Raw genomic sequence first — 20,713 nt, forward strand, 5'->3', positions numbered from 1 at the left:
GGTCACAGAATTGGGAATATAACGCTAATGACGACTACTACATTGATCATCAAGGAGTTCGTTTTAGTTTTTATCGCTATAGTAAATCCACTGATAAGTATGGCTTTAAGCGTGACTTTAAAATCTATCGTGCTGATAAACATCAACTATCAGTTAAATTAGATGAACTAGCGAAGACACCGAGTGGTCGGCAACGCTATATGAAGGTTAACCCAACCTGGAATTATTATAAAGCTAAAGTTAAAGATACCCTCTCAAGTGACGAAGGCAAGGCAATTTATCGTCGACGGAAGTTCGACGTTGAGCCAGTCTTTGGTCATATGAAGAGGGATTTTGGCATACGCCGAACTCATCTCCGTGGCCAACGGGCTGTGGAAAATGACATTGGGCTAGCCCTGATGGCATTAAATCTAACGAAATTTGGCCAATCAATTAGTCGATTGGAGACTAATTTCATAAATAATTTAAAATCCGGACTACGATTTTTGAACCGATCAAAAATCATAGTCCGGATTTTACTGTTTGAGAGCCAAAAATTAATAGTTAATTCCCGGCCTCTATTTATTTTAAAAACAAAAAAGAGGTATTAATAATGACACTTAAACGACCACAATGGGCAAATGCGACACCAGAAATGCAAGATTATTATGATCACTACTGGGGATTTCCAGTTCATGATGACCAGCAGTTATTTGCAATGTTATCTTTAGAATTATTTCAGGCCGGTTTAACTTGGCAAACAATCTGGCGGCGACGAGAAGCATTTAACCGGGCATTTGCGAACTTTAATATTGAAAAAGTGGCATCCTTTACCGATGAAGATATTAATCGATTATGCGAGGATGCAACTATTATTCGTAATCGTCGTAAAATATTAGCAGTAATTAATAATGCATAAGTGATTTTAAAATTACGGAAAGCGGGAAGGACGTTTGATGATTATATGTGGAACTTTGTTGATGATCAACCGCAAGACTTGGGGTTAACTGCCGATATTGAATTAGCTCCTAAAACGCCGGCCTCAGAAGAAATAGCCAAGCAAATGCGGAAGGATGGATTTAAATTTGTTGGTCCGACAATTATTTACTCTTTCATGACAGCGGTGGGAATGGTCAATGCCCGTTTAAAGTAAGAATGTAAGGATTAACATTGATTGTTGGTTGACAATTATGCTAAGATTATTCTCGTTATAAAGCAATTCCCGATAGGATTCACGTCTGAACGTGAAGATGCCTTGTAACCGCAACTACAAACTATTTGAAAGTTTCAATAGAATATGGGGGAATTAGAAAATGGCAGAACGACATTTATTTACATCCGAATCAGTATCAGAAGGACATCCAGATAAGATTGCTGACCAAATCAGTGACGCGATCTTAGATGAATTGCTTAAGAAGGATCCTGATTCACGGGTTGCAGTTGAAACCTCAGTTACTACTGGACTAGTATTAGTCTTTGGTGAAGTTTCTACTAAGGCCTACGTTAATATCCAACAGATTGTGCGGGACACAATTCGTAAGATCGGTTATACAGATGGCAAGTACGGTTTCGATGCTGATAACTGTGCTGTTATTACTGCGATCGATGAACAATCACCAGACATTGCGCAAGGGGTTGATGACTCCTTAGAAACGCGTGAAGGTGAAGCTGATCCGCTTGATAAGATTGGTGCTGGTGACCAAGGATTAATGTTTGGTTACGCTACTGACGAAACACCTGAATATATGCCATTAACATTGGTTTTAAGCCATAAATTAATGCGTAAGATTGCTCAACTACGTAAGGATGGCGTTATCTCTTACCTTCGTCCAGATGCAAAGGCCGAAGTAACTGTAGAATACGATGAGAATGACAAGCCATTACGTGTTGACACTGTTGTTTTAAGTACCCAGCATGATCCAGAGGTTTCACTTGACCAAATTAAAAAGGATATTAAAGAACAAGTGATTGAAGCAGTCATTCCAGCTGAGTACCTTGATGACCAAACTAAGTACTTCATTAATCCAACAGGTCGCTTTGTAATCGGTGGGCCTCAAGGGGATGCCGGTTTAACAGGACGGAAGATTATTGTTGATACTTATGGTGGGGCTGCCCATCATGGTGGTGGAGCCTTTTCTGGAAAGGATGCTACTAAGGTTGACCGTTCTGCTAGTTATGCTGCTCGTTACATTGCTAAAAACATTGTTGCAGCGGGTTATGCTAAGAAGGCAGAAATTCAAGTTGCTTATGCTATTGGTGTAGCAGAACCCGTATCGATCATGATTAATACTTATGGTACCGGTACCCGTTCAGAAGAAGAATTAATTGCCGCTGTTCGAAAAGTATTTGATTTACGTCCAGCTGGAATTATTGAAATGCTCGACTTGAAGCGGCCAATTTACAAGCAAACTGCTGCTTATGGTCACTTTGGTCGAACTGATGTGGACTTACCATGGGAACACCTTGATAAAGTTGATGAATTAAAAGAAATTTTAGGCTAATAATTTAGTTACACGCTTGCAATCATTAACGGTGGTTGTTAAAATAGGCGTTAAATATTTGATCGTAATAGAAATAGTAGTTTTTGACGAGGTCAGCAGAGATCCTGTGGTGGTGTGAACAGGAGACTGGTCATTTACGAACTCATCTAAATGTGATTATTACTGAATTTTAGTAGGTAATGACGTTTACCGCGTTAAGGTCCTAAGCGCCATGGATTCCATGGAAAACGGGTGGTACCGCGGAGTTATTTCGTCTCGTAGATTGATTTCTACGGGACTTTTTTATTACGATTATTAAAATCAGAATAAGGAGTAGAAAATATGGCTTACGATCATAAGACGATTGAAAAAAAGTGGCAAAAGTTTTGGAAGAAGAATGAAACTTTTAAAGCAGACCTTAATAAGGACCAAAAGAAGTATTATGCATTAGACATGTTCCCATATCCATCTGGTCAAGGACTCCACGTTGGTCACCCAGAAGGTTATACAGCTACGGATGTAATGTCACGGATGAAGCGGATGCAAGGATTTAATGTCTTACATCCAATGGGGTGGGATGCATTCGGTTTACCAGCTGAACAATATGCATTAAAGACTGGCCATAACCCTAAGGACTTTACGAACAAAAATATTGATCATTTCCGTGACCAAATCAAATCACTTGGGTTCTCATATGACTGGGACCGTGAAGTAAATACGACTGATCCTAAGTTCTACAAGTGGACTCAATGGATTTTTGAACAGCTCTACAAGAAGGGGCTTGCTTACGAAAGTGAAATTATGGTTAACTGGGCCCCTGATTTTATGGGTGGAACAGTTGTTGCCAACGAAGAGGTTGAAGATGGCAAGACAAAACGTGGTGGCTACCCCGTTTACCGTAAGCCAATGCGTCAATGGGTTTTAAAGATTACTGCTTATGCGGACCGCTTGATTGATGACCTTGACCTTGTTGACTGGCCAGAAAGCGTTAAGGAAATGCAACGTAACTGGATTGGTCGTTCAGAAGGTGCTTCAGTATTTTTCCCAGTTGTGGGGGATGAAGATACTAAGATTGAAGTATTTACGACGCGGGCAGATACGCTCTTTGGTGCTTCTTATGTTGTTCTTGCTCCCGAACAAGAATTAGTTGACCAATTGACGACCCCTGAACACAAGGCGGAAGTTGAAAAGTACAAGGAAGAAGCATCACGGCGCTCTGATCTTGAGCGGACTGACTTAAACAAGGACAAGACTGGTGTATTTACTGGTTCTTACGTTATTAATCCAGTTAACGGTGAAAAACTGCCAATTTGGATTAGTGATTACGTGCTTGCTTCATATGGAACTGGGGCAGTAATGGCTGTTCCTTCCGGAGATCAACGTGATTATGACTTTGCTACTAAGTTTGACTTGCCAATTAAGCCTGTTATTGAAGGAGCCGATGTGTCAGAAGGTGCTTTTGATGGCGATGGTAAACACATTAATTCTGGCTTCCTTGATGGTTTAAACATTGCTGATGCAAAGCAAAAGATGATCGATTGGCTTGAAGAACACGATGCTGGTCATAAGAAAGTTAACTACCGTCTTCGTGATTGGATCTTCAGTCGGCAACGTTACTGGGGTGAACCAATTCCAGTTATCCACTGGGATGATGGGACAACCTCATTAGTTCCAGAAGACGAACTCCCACTTGAATTGCCAAAGACTGATAACATCGAACCATCAGGAACTGGTGAAAGTCCATTAGCAAATGTTGAAGATTGGGTTAACGTTTATGACGAAAATGGTCGTCATGGTCTTCGTGAGACTAACACGATGCCACAATGGGCCGGTTCATCATGGTACTGGCTTCGGTACACTGATCCTCATAATGACAAGGAATTTGCCTCAAAAGAAGCCCTTGATTACTGGTCACCAGTTGATCTCTATGTTGGTGGAGCTGAACATGCTGTTCTTCACTTGCTCTATGCTCGCTTCTGGCATAAGGTTCTTTATGACCTCGGTCTCGTCCCAACTAAAGAACCATTCATGAAGCTTGTTAACCAGGGGATGATTCTTGGTTCAAACCATGAAAAGATGTCGAAGTCCAAAGGTAATGTTGTTAACCCTGATGACATTGTTGACCAATATGGGGCTGATACTTTACGTCTTTACGAAATGTTCATGGGACCACTTGAAGAATCGGTACCTTGGGATGAAAAGGGACTTCATGGTGCTAATAAGTGGGTTCAACGTGTATGGCGGTTGTTAATGGATGATAATAACCACCTCCGTGACCGGGTATCCACTTTCAATGATGGTAAGCTTACCAAGGTTTACAATCAAACTGTTAAGAAGGTTACCGAAGACTACGAACGGATGCACTTCAACACGGCTATTTCTCAATTGATGGTCTTTGTAAATGAAGCCTACAAGGTTGATGATTTACCAGTTGAATACATGAAAGGCTTTGTAAAGATGATTGCACCAATCATGCCTCACATGGCTGAAGAACTCTGGAGTCAATTTGGTGAGAGTGATACAATCACTTACCAACCATGGCCAACTTACGATCCAAAAGCTTTAGTTGAAGACGAAGTTGAAATGATCGTCCAGGTTAACGGTAAGGTACGGGCTAAGATTAAGATGGCCAAGGATACTGACCGCGATGAAGCACAACAACTTGCTTTAGCAAACGAACATGTTAAGAAGTTTACTGACGGCAAGGATATTAAGAAAGTCATTGTTGTCCCTAACAAGATCGTTAACATTGTTGCAAAATAGTAAATTAATAAAGGGCAGGGAATCTATGTTTTCCTGCTTCTTTTTATTTGAGGAGATATAAATTATGGAAATAGTGAGTTATCCAGCAATTTTTACCCCGAAAGATAATGAAATTCAAGTTGATTTTCCAGATTTGCCGGAAGCATTTACCCAGGGGAAAACAATGGATGAGGCGATGGATTTTGCTAAATTGGGCTTAGCAATTACCCTTAATGATAAACTCGGCCACTTTGAAGAAGCCCCTTCCGTAAGCTCATTAGAGGTATTAAAGCAACAACATCCAGATCAAATCATTAAAATGGTAACTGTCGATTTGGAACAATACTAGGTTAAAGAAATATTAAAAACGATAAATCGAATTGCACCAGCTTTTTATTCACGATAAAATGATTAGGATTGTGTAAACTCGATTAAAATAAAAAAGGTAGGATTGCAACAAATCATGGAAGAAAATAAAGTAAATGATTTGAGCAGCACCGCAGTTAAAAAAGATTCGCGAACAAAAATGATTACAGGATCAGCTTGGATGACAGCTGGTAGTATTACTTCGCGGATCTTAGGGGCGCTGTACATTATTCCGTGGGTTACATGGTTAGGAGCTTACAGCAACGAAGCGAATGCCTTATATGCTCAGGGGTACAATATTTATAATATGTTTTTAGTGATTGCAACGGCGGGAATTCCTTCTGCAATTTCTAAAATGGTCGCGCATTATAACGGAATAAATCAGTATGGCGTTAGTCGCCGACTGTATCATTCTGGAATGTACGTTGCAATGGCAATGGGTGTAATTTGTACGACGGTGATGATGTTTGGGGCTCGTTTAATGGATAATGGAGATCCAAATATGATTCCGGTTATTCGCTCATTAGCTTGGGCTATTTTGATTATTCCGGGGATGTCGATTACCCGAGGATTTTTACAAGGGTATAACTGGATGGCACCATCAGCAATTTCACAATTTGTTGAACAGCTTTTCCGGGTTATTTATATGCTGGCGGCCACTTATTTCATTATGAAGATTCAAAATGGCAATTGGGTTAGTGCCGTTTCCCAATCAACATTTGCGGCCTTTATCGGGGCAATTGGTGCAGTGATCGTCTTAGGAATTGCCTGGATGCGTCACCAACGCGAAATGAATGACTTAGTGGCACAAGGTGAAGTAAATACTGAAGTTTCAACCCAAACATTAATTTTTAAGATTATTTATCAGTCAATTCCGTTCATCATTATTGAATCAGGGGTAACGATTTTCCAATTAATTGATCAATATACTTTTAAGCGGATGATGCCATTAGTCGGTCACTTTACTAAGTATCAGATGGATGTTACTTATGCATTGTTTGCGTTTAATGCCAATAAGCTTTACATGATTGTTATTTCATTGGCTTCTGCATTAGCCGCAACAGTTATTCCTTTGCTTGCGACAGCCCGGGCTCAGAACGATCAAGAGGATATGCGAAAACAGATTCAAAATGTTCTCTTGTTATTCTATTTCGTGATGATTCCGGCAGCTCTTGGATTATCCGCGGTTGCTCAGCAAATCTACACCGTCTTTTACCGTTATGATGCGGCAGGGGTCGTAGTACTGCAATTTGCGGCTTACATTTCGATTATGTTAGGCTTGTATACTGTAGCCGCAGCAATGATGCAGGGGATTTCTGAGAATAAGAAGATGATGATGTTCTTAGCCATTGGAATCGTAATTAAATTTATCCTCCAGTTCCCTTGTATTTGGATTTTTGAAGGATTAGGACCACTGGTTTCAACTGGGATTTCAATGTTCGTGATTAACTATTTGATCTTGCATTCCTTTAATATGGAATTCCACCTACGTTTTGATAAGATGGCCCTGCCAACTAACCAGATTTTAGCTTACTCCTTAGTGATGTTTGCCGGGACAAAGATTGTAATGTTAATCATTGGCCATTTTGTTAGTCCATATGGGCGCTATACTGCTTTCTTCTCCTTGATTCCAGGAGTAATAGTCGGAGCAGGAATTTATCTCTATCTCTGCTTAAAGTCCCGATTAGCCGACCAGCTATTGGGACCACGAGTAGCAAGATTACGAACGATTTTACACATTAAATAACAATGCACACAAAAAGGTTCAGAGTGAGAATTTGCTCTGAACCTTTTTTATATCCTAAAATTTCTTAATTTAAAAAGCCAATATGGTGGTCTTCATTCATCCCCTCCATCTTTTTCATGAAGGCTGGGAGAGCACGGCTAATTTGGTGAGGGAGAACGATATACTGGCTTTCGGCGATCTTTTCCGCAATCGCACTGTGCGCATAAACGGCAGCGAGGACGGCTTTGTCTGCCTTCTCGTTAAATTCAGCAGTGAAACCTCCAACCATTCCAGCAAGAGTATCCCCCATTCCACCAACTGCTTGAGCGGGGGTGCCGATTGGCAATTGATATACTTGGTCATCAGTATAAATTTCTGTGTGGTGCTTCTTTAAGACAACGGTAGCACTAAGTTTTTCTTGGGCTTCCTTGTTCTTATCTTCAGTTTGATCGCCAATTTTAATTCCAGAGAGTCGTTGCCATTCCATTTCATGTGGAGTATAAATGATATTTCCTTGTGGCTGTTCAAGCTTTTCCATCGCCATCAGGGTAATTGCCGACCCATCAATGATCACATTTTGTTTCTCGGTTGTATGAGCAAAAACATTCTTCAAAATTCGTAAACTTGTTTCATCATTTCCGAGGCCTGGCCCAACGACCACACTGGTAGCAGCTTTAGTAAGGTCAGCAACTAGGGCATCATCAGTAAAATCAGCGAACATCGCTTCTGGTAACTGCGCATGGAGGGCACTAGCGTTGATTTCATCAGTTGCAGTTGTTACAAGCCCAGCTCCAGCACAGACGGCCGCGGTTGATGCCATGATAATTGCGCCACCAAAATTACGATTGCCGCCGATAAGAGTAACTTTCCCAAAAGTACCTTTAAAACTGTTTTCAGGACGGGGAGTAATAACATCCTTTAAGATTTGGTCAGTAAGTTTTTTCACAGTTAAGACTCCTTATTATTTTATTTAATAGACAATTTAATGGTATCATTAAAATTAGTCAAAGTAGAATATTTTGGAGGGATTAATCTTGACTGATTGGATGAAAGCCGCAGAGGCGCAAAAAGAAAATTATTTAAATGATCTCGTAGCATTAATGAAGATCCCCAGTGTCCGTGATGATTCAGCGGCAACAGATGAATACCCGCTTGGTCCTCGTCCTGCTCAAGCGCTAAAAGCATTTTTAGAGATGGCAGAACAAGACGGTTTTAAAGTAAAGAACATCGATAACCTTGTTGGATATGCTGAATGGGGTGAAGGTGATGAGACACTTGCCATTTTAGCCCATCTTGATGTAATGCCTGCTGGTAAGGGTTGGGATACAGATCCATTTGACCCAGTTATCAAGGATGGCAACTTATATGGTCGTGGTGCTTCTGATGATAAGGGACCTGGAATGGCTGCTTACTATGCCTTGAAGTATTTGAAAGATCAAGGCGTAAAGTTTAACAAGAAAGTTCGTTTTATCGTTGGAACTGATGAAGAAAGTAATTGGACTGGAATGCATCGTTACTTTGAAGTCGAACCAGCCCCCACACTTGGTTTTTCACCAGATGCGGAATTTCCAGTAATTAATGGTGAAAAGGGTCAAGTATCACTCTTACTTGATGTCCCTGCTGGCAATGGGGATGCCTCAACACAACTAGTTAGTTTTGAATCTGGTTTGCGTTTCAACATGGTACCGCGGGAAGCAGTTGCCCTTATGCGGACAGATAATCCTCAAGAAGTTACGAATGATTTTGGTCACTTTATTGAAGAAAATCCGGTTGAAGGTAATATTGAATCAACAGATAAAGGTCTTAAGATTACTGTCATTGGAAAAGCTGCCCATGGAATGGAACCAGAAAAGGGAATCAATGCAGCAACCTACCTTGCAAAGTTCTTAAATCGATATGACTTTGGTGGAGGCGCAAAGAGTTTCATTGAATTCTTAGCTGACTATCTTCATTTAGATACGCGAATGGATGGGTTTAATGGTGCTTACACTGATCCAGTAATGGGTGAATTGACTATGAATGCCGGAATCTTAAACTTCGATGCGGACAAGGGTGGTCACATTGATATGAACTTCCGCTTCCCTAAAGGCATGACACCAGATAAGTTAGAGGATACTGTAAAGGCGATTGCTGATAAATTACAAATTAAAGTTACGCAAGGCCCATCCCAAGCTCCACATTATGTTGATCCAGATGATCCAATCGTTAAGACATTGATGCAAGCTTATATTGATCAAACTGGAGATACAGACGCAAAACCAGAAGTTGTTGGTGGAGGAACTTATGGTCGTTTGATGAAGCGGGGTGTTGCATTTGGTGCTTTAATGCCACATACGCCAAATACAATGCATCAGGCTAATGAATATCAACCTGTGAATGATTTAATTACATCGATGGCAATTTACATGGAAGCAATTAATAATCTCGTTACTGATTAATTTTGTGCTAAAATAAAGGCAGAAGATGGAGGTGTCAAGAATGAGTTATCAAAATATTCTTGTTGGTGTCGATGGTTCCAAGCAAGCTGATATGGCTTTTGAAAAAGCGGTTGACACTGCTAAGACCAATGATGCCAAGTTGTATTTACTAAGTATTATTAATGGTGAACGTTATCCAAGTACTGGTCCTGGTGGGTACGGTTTTGTTAGTCATAGTATTTATGATTCAGCAATCGAAACGATGCAAAAGAAGCTAGCTGACTACAAGAAAAAAGCAGAAGCTGCTGGAATAAAAGATGTCAAAACTGATGTCAAGGTTGGTAACGCTAAGGTTGAACTTGCGGAACGTTATCCAAAAGAAAATGATATTGATTTAATCATTATTGGCGCAACCGGATTAAATGTTGTCGGTCGTCTGCTTGTGGGTTCAACGGCTGCCTATACTATTCGTGAAGCACCATGTGACGTTACCGTTGTTAAGACAAACTTGAAGAATCAAAAATTGGATATCAAAGAAACGACATATCCTGAAATGTAAAGCATAAGACTAGGGGAATTTTCTTCTAGTCTTTTCTAGTTTAAAAATGCAAATTCATAATTTTCACGTATATATACTATAGGACATTATGAAGGAGTGTTTTATTGTGTTAAACCGCCGTGCTATTACGAGTGCATTAATTGTTTTAACAAGTCTTAATGGGCAACCGATTAAAGCGGACGCTATCCAACAAGCACAATTTGATGCAAATGAAGATGTGAAACGTGCAAAGCCGATTGACGAAGAAGCCTTAGCTAATCATGATGAAGAATATATTGATGCTTATTTAACAGAATATGAAAATGCTGCTCAAGCAAAGGCAAATGAGCAAAATAATGCTTTGACAGGTACAGAGAAAGAGCCAGAGCATGAAACTATTCAATCTTCAACTGAAAACTCTGCTGAACAAAGGCAGCTGCTAGAAGAAAATAAAAAAGATGAGCAGGTTTATCAGCCTCAACAACCATCCCCAATCCAAGCACGATTTATTAATCGAATAGCCCCAGCTGCTCAACAAATTGGTCGGGAGCATGATTTATACCCATCAATTATTATTGCGCAAGCGGCCTTAGAGAGTGATTGGGGATGCAGTACGTTGGGCAAGGCGCCTAATAATAATCTTTTTGGGGTTAAGGGGTATTTTGCCCGCCAAACAGTTGCTCAACCCACGACTGAGTATGATAAGCAGGGCCATAAGTTTCAGGTTATTAGTAATTTTCGACAGTATGCAAGTGAATACGAAGCGTTAAGGGATTATGCGCAAACATTAGAAGACCCACTTTATCAAGGAGTTCACCGTCAAAATACCAAAAATTATCGTGAAGCTACACGGGCACTTCGCGGACGATATGCAACAGATCCTGAGTATGATCGGAAGCTAAACCAGCTGATTGATACTTACCAACTTACTAAATATGATGATCAAGTTAACACCAGCAATGAAAGGGCTAATCCTGTTCCAATAACTGACAGGAAAGAGGAGAGTGAGGCGATGCCAATTGTTACCAAACATCCCGTTCAAGCGAGAAAGAACGATGTTAATATCCCTCAATATGTTCCTTTGCTTGGTGGAGTAGGGACGGCAGGAATGATTGAAATGTTTCGTCGTTTATTGAAGAAAAGGAAAGAGCATGATTAAAAGGCAAACCTCTAATCATGCTCTTATCAATTATTTAGCGTAATGACTTCAACCGTTCATCAATCATTGTTAAGACCGCATCAACGTTCTTAGGATCTTCAAGGTCATAACGCTCTAAATCAATTTTCATTTTTGGACTAGCATCGTAATCCTTGTACCATTGCTTGTAGGCACTCCACATCTTGTAATAGTAATCCTTTAACTCTGGATTAGTATCAATTTGCTCGTAATCCCGCCCGCGCTTTTTAATCCGGTATAAGATTGTTTCAAAATCAGTTTCAGAATAAACCATTAAGTCTGGTGCGCGCTTAGGTAACTGTTGGAGGTCACTCATCATATTGTCGAGAAGCTTTAAGTATACTTCTAATTCAGTATCAGTAATATTACCCTCGGCGTTATTTTCTCGCGTAAACAAGGCATCTTCGTAAATAGAACGGTCAAGCACGTTGTTATCATCGGTAAGTGCTTGTTTAATCATTGAGAAACGCTTGTTTAAAAAATAAATTTGGAGTAAAAAGCCGTACTGTTTTGGATTTTTATAATACAGTGGTAAAACTGGATTTTCTCCGACTGGTTCAAAAAATGCTTTTGTATGTAAGTGTTCGGCAATCTTCCCAGTTAAAGTTGTTTTACCGACACCAATCATCCCTGCTGTAATAATCACCATAATGGCCCCTCTTTACTTTTTTGTCACAAAAAATATCTTACTACAAAATATTGTGGAATGACACACCTAATTTTACAATATTTGGTGGTTACCAGATTTAACTTATCGTGGTAAAAGTTATCACATCTACATTGTTAGCGATTATAATAAAAGTAGAGATGTGATTAAATTTTAAAAATCTAATCATGTGAAAAATTAATATTAAGGAAGTAAAGATGAGAAAAGAAAGTGAAAGTGAGAATCGCGTTCAATTAACAATGGCCAAGCAGCAAGGAACATTGATTGAGGTTCATAACTTGCCAAATGATGATTATTTTAATGTCGGATTTGTCGTTGCCCTCGATCCAGTATTTTGTTTGATGATCAGTATTGACTGGGATGGTAAAATCAACGGCTTAATTGCTATTCGGATTAAGAGCATTCTTTATACAGAACGCCATAGTGACTACTTAATGACGGTTTCTGAAAAAACTAAAGTTGCCCATGATCACAACTATTTTGATATTTGGCAAGTGCAAAATTTTATTGATAACCATCCAGAAATTACCCAGGGGGACCTATTATCAAATCTTCTCAATGATTCCTATGAGAACCGCCTTCCAGTTGTGATTGGCACTGAAAAGTATAAGGGGAGTGATGATTTTACAGGAATAATTACTGATCTCACACCCATTAAAGTAACAATTCATTACTATAATGACCATGACCTGTCATCATTGTGGGAATATGATATTTTGCGAGCAAAGATTGACTATCTCCGTGTTCGTGGTACTCAGATGGCAACCGGGAAACAGATTTTTAATGATATTTTTAACGAAATGTGATTGCAATATGAGTTGAGATAGTTTAAATTAATTAAATATTATTAACTAGATAAAACTGTTTACTAAAGAGGTTGAACAGCCATGAAAAAGAAAATAACAATTCGTGATTTAGCAAAAGAAGCTGGTGTTTCTGTAACCACTGTTTCGCAAATTTTAAATAATAAAGGCGATCGATTCAGCACAGCAACTCAGGAACGAGTTTTAGCATTACGGGACAAATATAAATACGTTCCTGACTTTAATGCTCGGAATTTAATTTTAAAGAGTGCCAAGACAATTGGGGTATTAGTTCCTAATATTGCTAACCCATTTTTTGGTACTTTTGTCGAGGGAGTGCAGAGTATTGCCCGTGAAGCAGAATTTATTCCACTTGTCTTTAGTGCCAACCGTGACCCAAAATTGGAAAAATATTACCTTTCCCAGATGATTGAACGATCAATTAGTGGATTAGTGATTGCTAGTGCCACGATGACTACAGAGACAATTAAAGAAGTTATCTCCTTTAATGAGATTCCTTATATCTTGTTTGATCAGAATCATACGCAGGAGGGTGATCGAGTTCAAACGAATGATTACCTTGGTGGTCAAATCGCGGCTAAACACCTCATCGAACTTGGTCACAAACATATTGCCGTTCTTACCTCTGATAACCCTACTGAAAATTTAAATCACCGAATGAATGGGTTCAAAAATATTATTAAAGAAAATAACCTAAGTTTAGATCCTATTCACGATGTTATTCGAGCACCCTTGACGAAGGATGGCGGATATAAAGCAGCAAAAGATGTTTTAGCAACTGGTGCTTCTGCTGTTTTTGCGGCGAACGATGAGATGGCAATTGGATTATTGCGAGGATTGCATGAATTAGACGTTAAAGTTCCCGAAGATATTTCTGTAATTGGTTATGATAATATCTACTGGGACGACTATGTTTATCCACGATTAACTACGGTGCAACAGCCAATTTTTGACCTTGGTGCTGGAGCTACTAAAATGCTCATTGAACAGATTAGTCATAGTAGTGCGGAAGCCCGCGTTCAAAACTTTCCAGTAAAATTAATTAAACGAGATAGTACAAGTTCCTATCGTCCAAAATAATATGGTATGATGATATTATCAATTAGATGCCAATTGTTTAAGGAGGAAATAAACAAATGACAAATCATGTAACAATTGTAGGTAGTTTAAATGTTGATACAACAATGAAAGTTAAGCGGATGCCATTACCTGGGGAAACAATTGCCGCTTTAAGCAAGACTAATGCTGCTGGGGGAAAGGGAGCAAACCAAGCCGTGGCTGCTGCTCGTTCAGGCGCTGAAACAGCTTTTGTTGGTCAAGTTGGTGATGACGCTGGTGGTAAGATGATGATCAATGACCTCAAGAACAACAACGTCGACACAACAGGGATCCACGTTGACGATCAAGCAGGTACTGGATCTGCAGCCATCTTGCTTGATGAAAGTGGTCAAAACAGTATCTTAGTGTACGGAGGAGCTAACCAACAATTAAGCATTAAGGAAGTAGAAGATGCTCGTGATCAAATTGCCGCTGCTGATTTTGTAATTGCTCAATTTGAAACTCCACAAGAAGCTACTCTACGGGCATTCCAAATTGCAAAGGAAAATGGTGTAAAGACAATCTTAAATCCTGCTCCTGCTCATGAAATTAACCCTGACTTATTGAAGTTAACAGACTTAATCATTCCAAATGAAACAGAAAGTGCTGCTTTAACAGGGATTATTATTACAGACGAAACTTCAATGCTTATGTCAGCCGCAAAGTTTGCTCAAATGGGTGTCCGTAACTTAATTATTACTGTTGGGGCAAAGGGTGCCTTCTACTGTACTCAAGATGGCTACAACTTTATTCCTGCTTTTAAGGTTAATGCTGTTGATACCACTGCCGCTGGTGATACATTTATCGGTGCTCTTTCATCCCAATTAAAGCCTGATATGAGTAACATTGAGAAGGCGATTGTTTACGCTCAACGTGCAAGTTCATTAGCTGTTCAAAAACTTGGTGCATTACCATCAATTCCTACTTATGACGAAGTAGTTGCTGCATCAAAGAATAACTAGATTTATTTAAATACAAATTAAAAATGGGGAGGGAGCGAGACAGAAGTCACTTGTGACTTCGTTTTCGAGCCCCCGCAAGCAACAATAGGCCTTCAACGTTCGGGTTTGCCGGACGTTGAAGGCCATTGTTGTACTGCGTATTCGCTTTTTATGAAAGTAACTTAACTTATGTCACAGTCCTTTTCTATCTTTTTCAGTAACCTTGCGCTTAACGTATCAATTTAGTAAACTGTTGAACAAATAATAATGGAGGTTTTCTTTGTGAAAGCAGAATTTATTCTTAAGGTGGTTATTCCGCCATTTATCATCTTTGCGATCCTCGTATGGCTAACTGCCGAACATTATATCTCTGGCTGGGTAATGTACCTTCTCTGGGTAATTGGCTTCGTGGTTGCAAACATCATTGTGACAAAAATTTCTACCCGGTGGAGTATTCAACGAATGCGTGAGAAACGGGCAAAGGAAGAGAAAAATAATGATAAAAGTAATTAAACAATCGTGGATATTTAGGGTGATTTTAATTGCGCTGATGTTAATTGCAATTGAGATTCCCCCGATTGCAGTTAATTTTGCTCTACGTTATTCAAAGACCAACCAGCTTATCGTGGACGGGTTCATGGTCTTATTCATCTGTTTAATGCTAGCGATTATTTGGTGGGCACACCGGACATATGAAACTTATAACCAATTAGGACAGCCAGCGGGAATAAAGGTTGGCTGGATTATCGGTGGTTACCTAGCGATTATTTTGGGAATGGATGTTCTTAGCTATCTTAATCAACTTATCTATCATCAAACTGAAACAGCGAACAATGCGGCACTAGGAAGCATGCTTGGTCATAATGAAGTAATTACGATCGTATTTTGTTTTTCGGCAGTTATTCTAAGTCCAATTGCTGAAGAATTTATTTTTCGTGGTACATTGACAAATATGTTCTTTAAGCGTGGCAACATTTGGCCGAAAGTTATCCTCTCGGGGGTAATCTTTTCTACCGGTCATATGAGTACCAACCCCATTAGCTTTTTGATCTATGCTTATATGGGGATGGTCTTAGCATATGTTTATTTGCGAACGGATGACATTCGAAATTCGATTGCAATTCATATGATTAATAATGCGATTGCGATGTATGTTCTCTTGGTTCAAGTTATCTAAAGTTACTTCTTGAAATCGCTTACAATTGATGGTACATTATAAGTGTGGAAAGATTAGAATAGTAAGATCTCCTATATCAATCTAGCACCGAAGAAATTAATAGTAGGCTAGAAGCAACATAAGTGTGACATGAAATCTTAGACTGAATATTTATGTAATAAGGTCACCAGGGTGCACTAGGTTGATGATATAAATGCGACTTTGCGGAAGTTAGAATCAAAATGAATTAATAATTAGTTCCCTAGCAAAGTAGCAGATTCTTTCCGCAATAAACAAAAGAGGCTGGAAATGTTCCGGCCTCTTTGTTATTTTTAAATGGTAAAGAATTTAGGGAGGATAATAGATGTTTTTATCAACTGAGGGATTTCCTCAAGCCCACCGCATTTTAGGGATTGTCAATGCCACCAGTCATTTAGCGATGCCTACCGAAGCAATTGATTCATTTGAGTCCATGGACCAATTATTTAGTGATGTTCAAGAAAAATTAAAGCGACGGGCCAGTGAAAAAGGTGCTGATGGTGTTGTTGGGGTTCGTTTTACTACGGATGTTGCCAATATGCAGGTTGCACCCAAATTCTTGGTCCTAACCGCATATGGAACAATGATTCAATTTGTTAAATAAGAGCAAATTGAGGATTGTAAATAAAAATACTTGTAATTTTTGATGAGTTCGGTATACTTAATAATGTTACAAAATAGTTAGTGCCTCAGTGGCGGAACTGGCAGACGCGCAACGTTCAGGTCGTTGTATGGTTATCCATGTACAGGTTCGAATCCTGCCTGAGGCATCATCATAGCTCGGTAAACATTGATTTGCCGGGCTTTTTTCTTTATATTGAAATAAAACTGCAAAGGAAGACCAAGATGAAAGCTTTATCAATTCATCCCAAATATGGAATGGAAATCTTAAATGGCACAAAAACAGAGGAATACCGGACATGGACAACTAAATATCGTGGTGACCTCCTAATTTGCAATAGTGCGAAGAAGACACGTGGGGCGGTAGTTGGTCATGCCTTATGTGTTGCTAAGATCACTGGAATTGAGGAACGATATGACGGTGAACAAAAATATTATGCATGGGTGATTGCACCCTTTGAGGAAGGTGGTTCTTATTGGATTGAACCATTAAAAGTTAAAGGACAGTTAAAATTGTTTAATGTCGATGACCGCTTGATTAAACCTGCGCCGTTTACTAATCCTTTCTCAAAAGCTGGGGAACAATGGTACCAAGAAAATATTGCGCCCTTAATCTATTAAGATATTTTCACCAACTAACTTATGCGTTATGATAGAAAATAAAAAATGAAGGGGCAATAGCTTATCGGAAAGATTAGAATTAACAACATGGCATTTAATACTTACAATGGTGTGTTTGCGGAAGAGAAAAAGCTTGGTCAAAAAATTGAAATTGACTGTGAAATGGACTACCCAATTGAAACGATGGTTAAAACCGATGAATTAGAAGAAACTGTCAGTTACGCTGATGTTTATGAAACAATTGCGGAGTTTGTTGCCCACCATAATTACAATTTGATTGAGAGCCTTGCCAATAATTTATTACATGAGCTTTTCAAGACATACCCAATGCTTAATGGTATTCGCCTTCGTATTCGTAAGTATAGTGTGCCGATTGCCGGAATTTTTGATAATGTCGAAATTGAAGTAGCAGGGAGCAAGTAATTATGACTGAAGCTTACCTAAGCATTGGCAGTAATATGGGCGACCGGTTAGCAAATCTTCAAAAAGCTATTCAGATGCTGAATGTGCCGCCTAAAATTGATATTACGGCGATCTCCTCAGTGTATGAAACAGAACCGGTGGGAGGTGTCAAACAAGATTCTTTTTACAATATTGCGGTTAAGGTTGCAACTGGGTTAACAGCTCAGCAACTCCTCGACCACCTTCACAATATCGAACAAGAGTTACATCGACGCCGGCTCATTCATTGGGGACCACGGACAATTGACCTTGATATTATTGATTTTGGTCATCAACATATTAAAACCCCAACATTAACGATCCCTCATCCAGAAATGGCTAACCGGCAGTTTGTTTTATTACCAATGCGCGAAATTACTAATCAAAATGATCCTTATTATCAACAATTGGATCATTTGTTAAATAAGACTCCAGACCATAATTGGCTTAAAAAGATATATGGACGAGAGGTATTTTCATGGACCAACAAAAAATAGCAAAGGCTGTTAAAGATTTATTAATTGCAATCGGTGAAGATCCGGAACGAGAAGGATTGGCAGAGACACCCCAACGCGTTGCCAAAATGTACCAAGAAGTTTTTTCTTCTCTTAACCATCAACCAGAAGAAGTGGCGAACTATAAGGTCTTTCATGTTGATGATGTGCCAGAAATGGTATTAGTACAGCACATTCCTTTTTATTCAATGTGTGAACACCATTTGCTGCCATTTTTTGGATACGCGAATGTGGCTTATGTTCCTAAAGATAAGAAAGTTATTGGCCTCAGTAAAATTCCCCGGTTGTTAGATTTTGTAACGAAAAAACCGGGGATGCAAGAACGCGTTACAACAGATTTAGCAGCCGAGTTGCAACGAATTCTTGATCCAGCCGGGATTGCAGTAACCATTGCGGCCCGCCACCTTTGTATGGAAATGCGGGGTGTTAATAAGGCTGGTCAATTTACTTATACTGATAAATTTACAGGTCAATTTAAGACTGACCGTGATTTGAAACAAGAATTTCTAAATCAAACGAGGAATTATCGTGCAGACCTATGAACAAATTAACGCGCGCTTTAATCGCCAAATGCTGGGAGGACAACAGGATCGGGTAAAATTTTTACGACGAATTCTTACTCGTTTAGAAAATCCTGACCAGCGATTTAAAATTATCCATATTGCGGGGACAAACGGAAAAGGCTCGACCGGAACAATGTTAGAACAGGGTTTGCAAAATGCTGGATACCGGGTCGGCTATTTTAGCAGTCCTGCTTTGGTAGATGATCGGGAGCAAATTAAGGTTAATGACCATTTGATTAGTAAAAAAGATTTTGCAATGACTTACCAAAAGATCACCGAATGCTTGCCAATTGATCTTTCGCCTGATGATATTACCATTTTTGAGTGGTGGACCTTAATAATGCTGCAATATTTTGCGGATCAAAAAGTGGATTGGGCAGTCATTGAATGCGGGTTAGGCGGTCGAGATGATGCAACCAATATTATCAATGCGCCTTTTATTAGTGTGATAACGCATGTTGCCCTTGACCATACGCGGATCTTAGGCCCAACGATTACTCAAATTGCCCAAGCTAAAGCAGGGATTATCAAGAATGGGACTAAGCAAGTGTTTTTAGCGCCGCACCAAGAAAAAGACACTCTCACAATTATCAAGGAAAAGGCTCATCAGCAAAGAGTGGGATTAACGCAAGCAGATGCCCAGTCAATTATTGATGGGAAGGCAATCCTGAAAGTTAATCATAAAATTTATAAAGCTCCTTTTAATTTATTAGGGACATTTCAAAGTGAAAATTTGGGCACCGTTGTCAGTGTATTTAATTTTCTTTTTCAACGAAGACTTGTTACTTCTTGGCAGCCTTTACTATCAACGCTTGCGACAGTGAAGATTGCTGGTCGAATGCAGAAAATCGCTGATCATCCTTCTATTATTTTGGACGGGGCTCATAATCCAGATGCAGCCAAACAACTTACCGAAACTATCTCTAAGTTTCCCCATAATAAAGTAATTATGGTTCTTGGTTTTCTTGCTGATAAAAATATTAGTCAGATGGTTAAAATTTATCAGCAAATGGCAGATGAGATAATAATTACTACTCCTGACCATCCGACCCGCGCCCTTGAAGCAAGTGCGTTAAAATCAGCTCTGCCTCAAGCGATTCTTGCTGATAATCCCCGAAAAGGGTTAGTGGTGGCAAAAAAGATTGCAGAGCCGAACGATTTAATTGTTGTAACGGGTTCTTTTTATACGATTAAAGATATCGAGGCCAATTTAGATGAAAAATAATTTTATTATTGCAACCCATAATATTCATAAAATTAAAGAAATCGAAACCATTCTAAATTTTTACCGCCAACATGGTGAGGGGTATCGAAAAAATTTGCCGCAACAAGCTTTTCCTCCTGAATCAACAGTGAGCTATGAAGAAAATGCAAAGGCGAAGGCCCTTTTTATCAGTCAACAGCTACCAGCAGCAAAAATAATTGCCGATGATTCTGGCTTAGAACTCCCGGCTTTTCCTAGAAAGTACGGGGTGCAGACAGCGCGGGAATTGGCGCAAGAAGTTCCCAATGGTGATTTAAATGATTACTTGATCCATTTAGTCGATGGTAAGTCACGACAATTTATAATGAAAACAACCATTGCCCTAGCGATAAATAATCAAGTGGTTAAAATTGGTCATGGTCAATTAAAGGGGACGATTGCTCATGCCGAACGCGGAGTCAATGCGACGGGGTTTGATCGGATTTTTATTCCAGCTGGCGAATCACAAACACTTGCCGAAATGGACCAGCCGACCCGCATTTCTTATTTACATCGTGCACGGGCTGTTAAAAATTTATTAGATCAATTAGGAGAATGA

22 protein-coding genes, 1 tRNA gene, 1 pseudogene, 1 riboswitch and 1 other annotated feature are annotated in these 20,713 nt (G+C 39.4%); of the genes and pseudogenes, 22 read left to right on the plus strand and 2 right to left on the minus strand.

What is annotated here, in order from left to right:
* The 6 genes and pseudogenes from LMC10_RS02595 to LMC10_RS02620 form a co-directional block, all read left to right on the plus strand.
* The coding region (locus LMC10_RS02595) for a transposase (protein WP_229268842.1) at positions 1 to 590 on the plus strand (590 nt) is incomplete at its 5' end.
* Positions 591 to 592: 2 nt separating this feature from the next.
* Positions 593 to 1,132 (plus strand): annotated as a pseudogene (locus LMC10_RS02600) (DNA-3-methyladenine glycosylase I).
* A gap of 50 nt (positions 1,133 to 1,182) precedes the next feature.
* Positions 1,183 to 1,295: riboswitch (SMK box riboswitch) on the plus strand.
* Complete coding sequence (gene metK, locus LMC10_RS02605) at positions 1,293 to 2,480, plus strand: methionine adenosyltransferase (RefSeq protein WP_003664212.1); 1,188 nt, start codon at positions 1,293 to 1,295, stop codon at positions 2,478 to 2,480. (Overlaps the previous riboswitch by 3 nt.)
* Before the next feature lie 52 nt (positions 2,481 to 2,532).
* Positions 2,533 to 2,741: a binding site (T-box leader), on the plus strand.
* 60 nt (positions 2,742 to 2,801) lie between these two features.
* Positions 2,802 to 5,222 carry a leucine--tRNA ligase gene (gene leuS, locus LMC10_RS02610; RefSeq protein ID WP_229268843.1) on the plus strand — a complete coding sequence of 807 codons (2,421 nt, stop codon included), beginning with the start codon at positions 2,802 to 2,804 and terminating at the stop codon, positions 5,220 to 5,222.
* Between the two features lie 64 nt (positions 5,223 to 5,286).
* Positions 5,287 to 5,550 carry a type II toxin-antitoxin system HicB family antitoxin gene (locus LMC10_RS02615; RefSeq protein ID WP_003664210.1) on the plus strand — a complete coding sequence of 88 codons (264 nt, stop codon included), beginning with the start codon at positions 5,287 to 5,289 and terminating at the stop codon, positions 5,548 to 5,550.
* A gap of 114 nt (positions 5,551 to 5,664) precedes the next feature.
* Positions 5,665 to 7,314, plus strand: coding sequence for a putative polysaccharide biosynthesis protein (locus tag LMC10_RS02620; RefSeq protein WP_087215525.1), 1,650 nt, complete (start codon positions 5,665 to 5,667; stop codon positions 7,312 to 7,314).
* 64 nt (positions 7,315 to 7,378) lie between these two features.
* Here LMC10_RS02620 and LMC10_RS02625 read toward each other — a convergent pair whose 3' ends face one another.
* Positions 7,379 to 8,239: an NAD(P)H-hydrate dehydratase gene (locus LMC10_RS02625; RefSeq protein WP_003670798.1), complete on the minus strand. Its 861-nt coding sequence runs from the start codon at positions 8,237 to 8,239 to the stop codon at positions 7,379 to 7,381.
* An 88-nt stretch (positions 8,240 to 8,327) separates the two neighbouring features.
* Here LMC10_RS02625 and pepV point away from each other — a divergent pair, with 88 nt between their 5' ends.
* The 3 genes from pepV to LMC10_RS02640 all read left to right on the plus strand — a co-directional run bounded on the left by pepV (position 8,328) and on the right by LMC10_RS02640 (position 11,407).
* Positions 8,328 to 9,731: a dipeptidase PepV gene (pepV, locus tag LMC10_RS02630; protein ID WP_229268844.1), complete on the plus strand. Its 1,404-nt coding sequence runs from the start codon at positions 8,328 to 8,330 to the stop codon at positions 9,729 to 9,731.
* A gap of 25 nt (positions 9,732 to 9,756) precedes the next feature.
* Complete coding sequence (locus tag LMC10_RS02635; protein WP_003670800.1) at positions 9,757 to 10,269, plus strand: universal stress protein; 513 nt, start codon at positions 9,757 to 9,759, stop codon at positions 10,267 to 10,269.
* Between the two features lie 88 nt (positions 10,270 to 10,357).
* Positions 10,358 to 11,407 (plus strand): glycoside hydrolase family 73 protein, encoded by a 1,050-nt coding sequence (locus LMC10_RS02640; protein WP_229268845.1) that lies wholly within the window; start codon positions 10,358 to 10,360, stop codon positions 11,405 to 11,407.
* 34 nt (positions 11,408 to 11,441) lie between these two features.
* On the opposite strand, the gene LMC10_RS02645 is transcribed toward LMC10_RS02640, so the two are convergent.
* Complete coding sequence (locus LMC10_RS02645; protein WP_229268846.1) at positions 11,442 to 12,074, minus strand: deoxynucleoside kinase; 633 nt, start codon at positions 12,072 to 12,074, stop codon at positions 11,442 to 11,444.
* A 215-nt stretch (positions 12,075 to 12,289) separates the two neighbouring features.
* On the opposite strand from LMC10_RS02645, the gene LMC10_RS02650 reads away from it, so the two are divergent.
* The 13 genes from LMC10_RS02650 to LMC10_RS02710 all read left to right on the plus strand — a co-directional run bounded on the left by LMC10_RS02650 (position 12,290) and on the right by LMC10_RS02710 (position 20,713).
* Positions 12,290 to 12,898 carry a hypothetical protein gene (locus tag LMC10_RS02650; RefSeq protein ID WP_229268847.1) on the plus strand — a complete coding sequence of 203 codons (609 nt, stop codon included), beginning with the start codon at positions 12,290 to 12,292 and terminating at the stop codon, positions 12,896 to 12,898.
* An 81-nt stretch (positions 12,899 to 12,979) separates the two neighbouring features.
* Positions 12,980 to 13,996, plus strand: a complete 1,017-nt coding sequence (gene rbsR / locus LMC10_RS02655) for a ribose utilization transcriptional repressor RbsR (protein ID WP_182589128.1) — start codon at positions 12,980 to 12,982, stop codon at positions 13,994 to 13,996.
* 56 nt (positions 13,997 to 14,052) lie between these two features.
* Positions 14,053 to 14,976 carry a ribokinase gene (gene rbsK / locus LMC10_RS02660; RefSeq protein ID WP_229268848.1) on the plus strand — a complete coding sequence of 308 codons (924 nt, stop codon included), beginning with the start codon at positions 14,053 to 14,055 and terminating at the stop codon, positions 14,974 to 14,976.
* 246 nt (positions 14,977 to 15,222) lie between these two features.
* Positions 15,223 to 15,468 (plus strand): hypothetical protein, encoded by a 246-nt coding sequence (locus LMC10_RS02665; RefSeq protein WP_003670806.1) that lies wholly within the window; start codon positions 15,223 to 15,225, stop codon positions 15,466 to 15,468.
* Positions 15,452 to 16,132 (plus strand): CPBP family intramembrane glutamic endopeptidase, encoded by a 681-nt coding sequence (locus LMC10_RS02670; RefSeq protein ID WP_229268849.1) that lies wholly within the window; start codon positions 15,452 to 15,454, stop codon positions 16,130 to 16,132. Before LMC10_RS02665 ends, LMC10_RS02670 begins: the two co-directional genes overlap by 17 nt.
* Before the next feature lie 343 nt (positions 16,133 to 16,475).
* A complete protein-coding gene (locus tag LMC10_RS02675; protein WP_003664194.1) occupies positions 16,476 to 16,754 on the plus strand; it encodes a heavy metal-binding domain-containing protein in 279 nt (92 codons plus the stop codon).
* Between the two features lie 82 nt (positions 16,755 to 16,836).
* Positions 16,837 to 16,920, plus strand: a tRNA-Leu gene (locus LMC10_RS02680).
* Positions 16,921 to 16,996: 76 nt separating this feature from the next.
* The gene (locus tag LMC10_RS02685; protein WP_229268850.1) at positions 16,997 to 17,392 is read left to right on the plus strand and encodes an ASCH domain-containing protein; all 396 of its coding nucleotides are present in this window, start codon (positions 16,997 to 16,999) and stop codon (positions 17,390 to 17,392) included.
* A 63-nt stretch (positions 17,393 to 17,455) separates the two neighbouring features.
* Positions 17,456 to 17,815 carry a dihydroneopterin aldolase gene (gene folB, locus LMC10_RS02690; RefSeq protein ID WP_078009455.1) on the plus strand — a complete coding sequence of 120 codons (360 nt, stop codon included), beginning with the start codon at positions 17,456 to 17,458 and terminating at the stop codon, positions 17,813 to 17,815.
* Positions 17,816 to 17,817: 2 nt separating this feature from the next.
* A complete protein-coding gene (folK, locus tag LMC10_RS02695) occupies positions 17,818 to 18,330 on the plus strand; it encodes a 2-amino-4-hydroxy-6-hydroxymethyldihydropteridine diphosphokinase (RefSeq protein WP_229268851.1) in 513 nt (170 codons plus the stop codon).
* Positions 18,312 to 18,890 (plus strand): GTP cyclohydrolase I FolE, encoded by a 579-nt coding sequence (gene folE, locus LMC10_RS02700; protein WP_229268852.1) that lies wholly within the window; start codon positions 18,312 to 18,314, stop codon positions 18,888 to 18,890. The genes folK and folE overlap by 19 nt, the downstream gene beginning before the upstream one ends.
* Complete coding sequence (locus LMC10_RS02705) at positions 18,877 to 20,136, plus strand: bifunctional folylpolyglutamate synthase/dihydrofolate synthase (protein ID WP_229268853.1); 1,260 nt, start codon at positions 18,877 to 18,879, stop codon at positions 20,134 to 20,136. Before folE ends, LMC10_RS02705 begins: the two co-directional genes overlap by 14 nt.
* A complete protein-coding gene (locus LMC10_RS02710) occupies positions 20,126 to 20,713 on the plus strand; it encodes a dihydroneopterin triphosphate diphosphatase FolQ3 (protein ID WP_229268854.1) in 588 nt (195 codons plus the stop codon). The genes LMC10_RS02705 and LMC10_RS02710 overlap by 11 nt, the downstream gene beginning before the upstream one ends.

Origin of the sequence: Limosilactobacillus reuteri subsp. simiae (assembly GCF_020784875.1) — a bacterium.
GTDB lineage: Bacteria > Bacillota > Bacilli > Lactobacillales > Lactobacillaceae > Limosilactobacillus > Limosilactobacillus reuteri_H.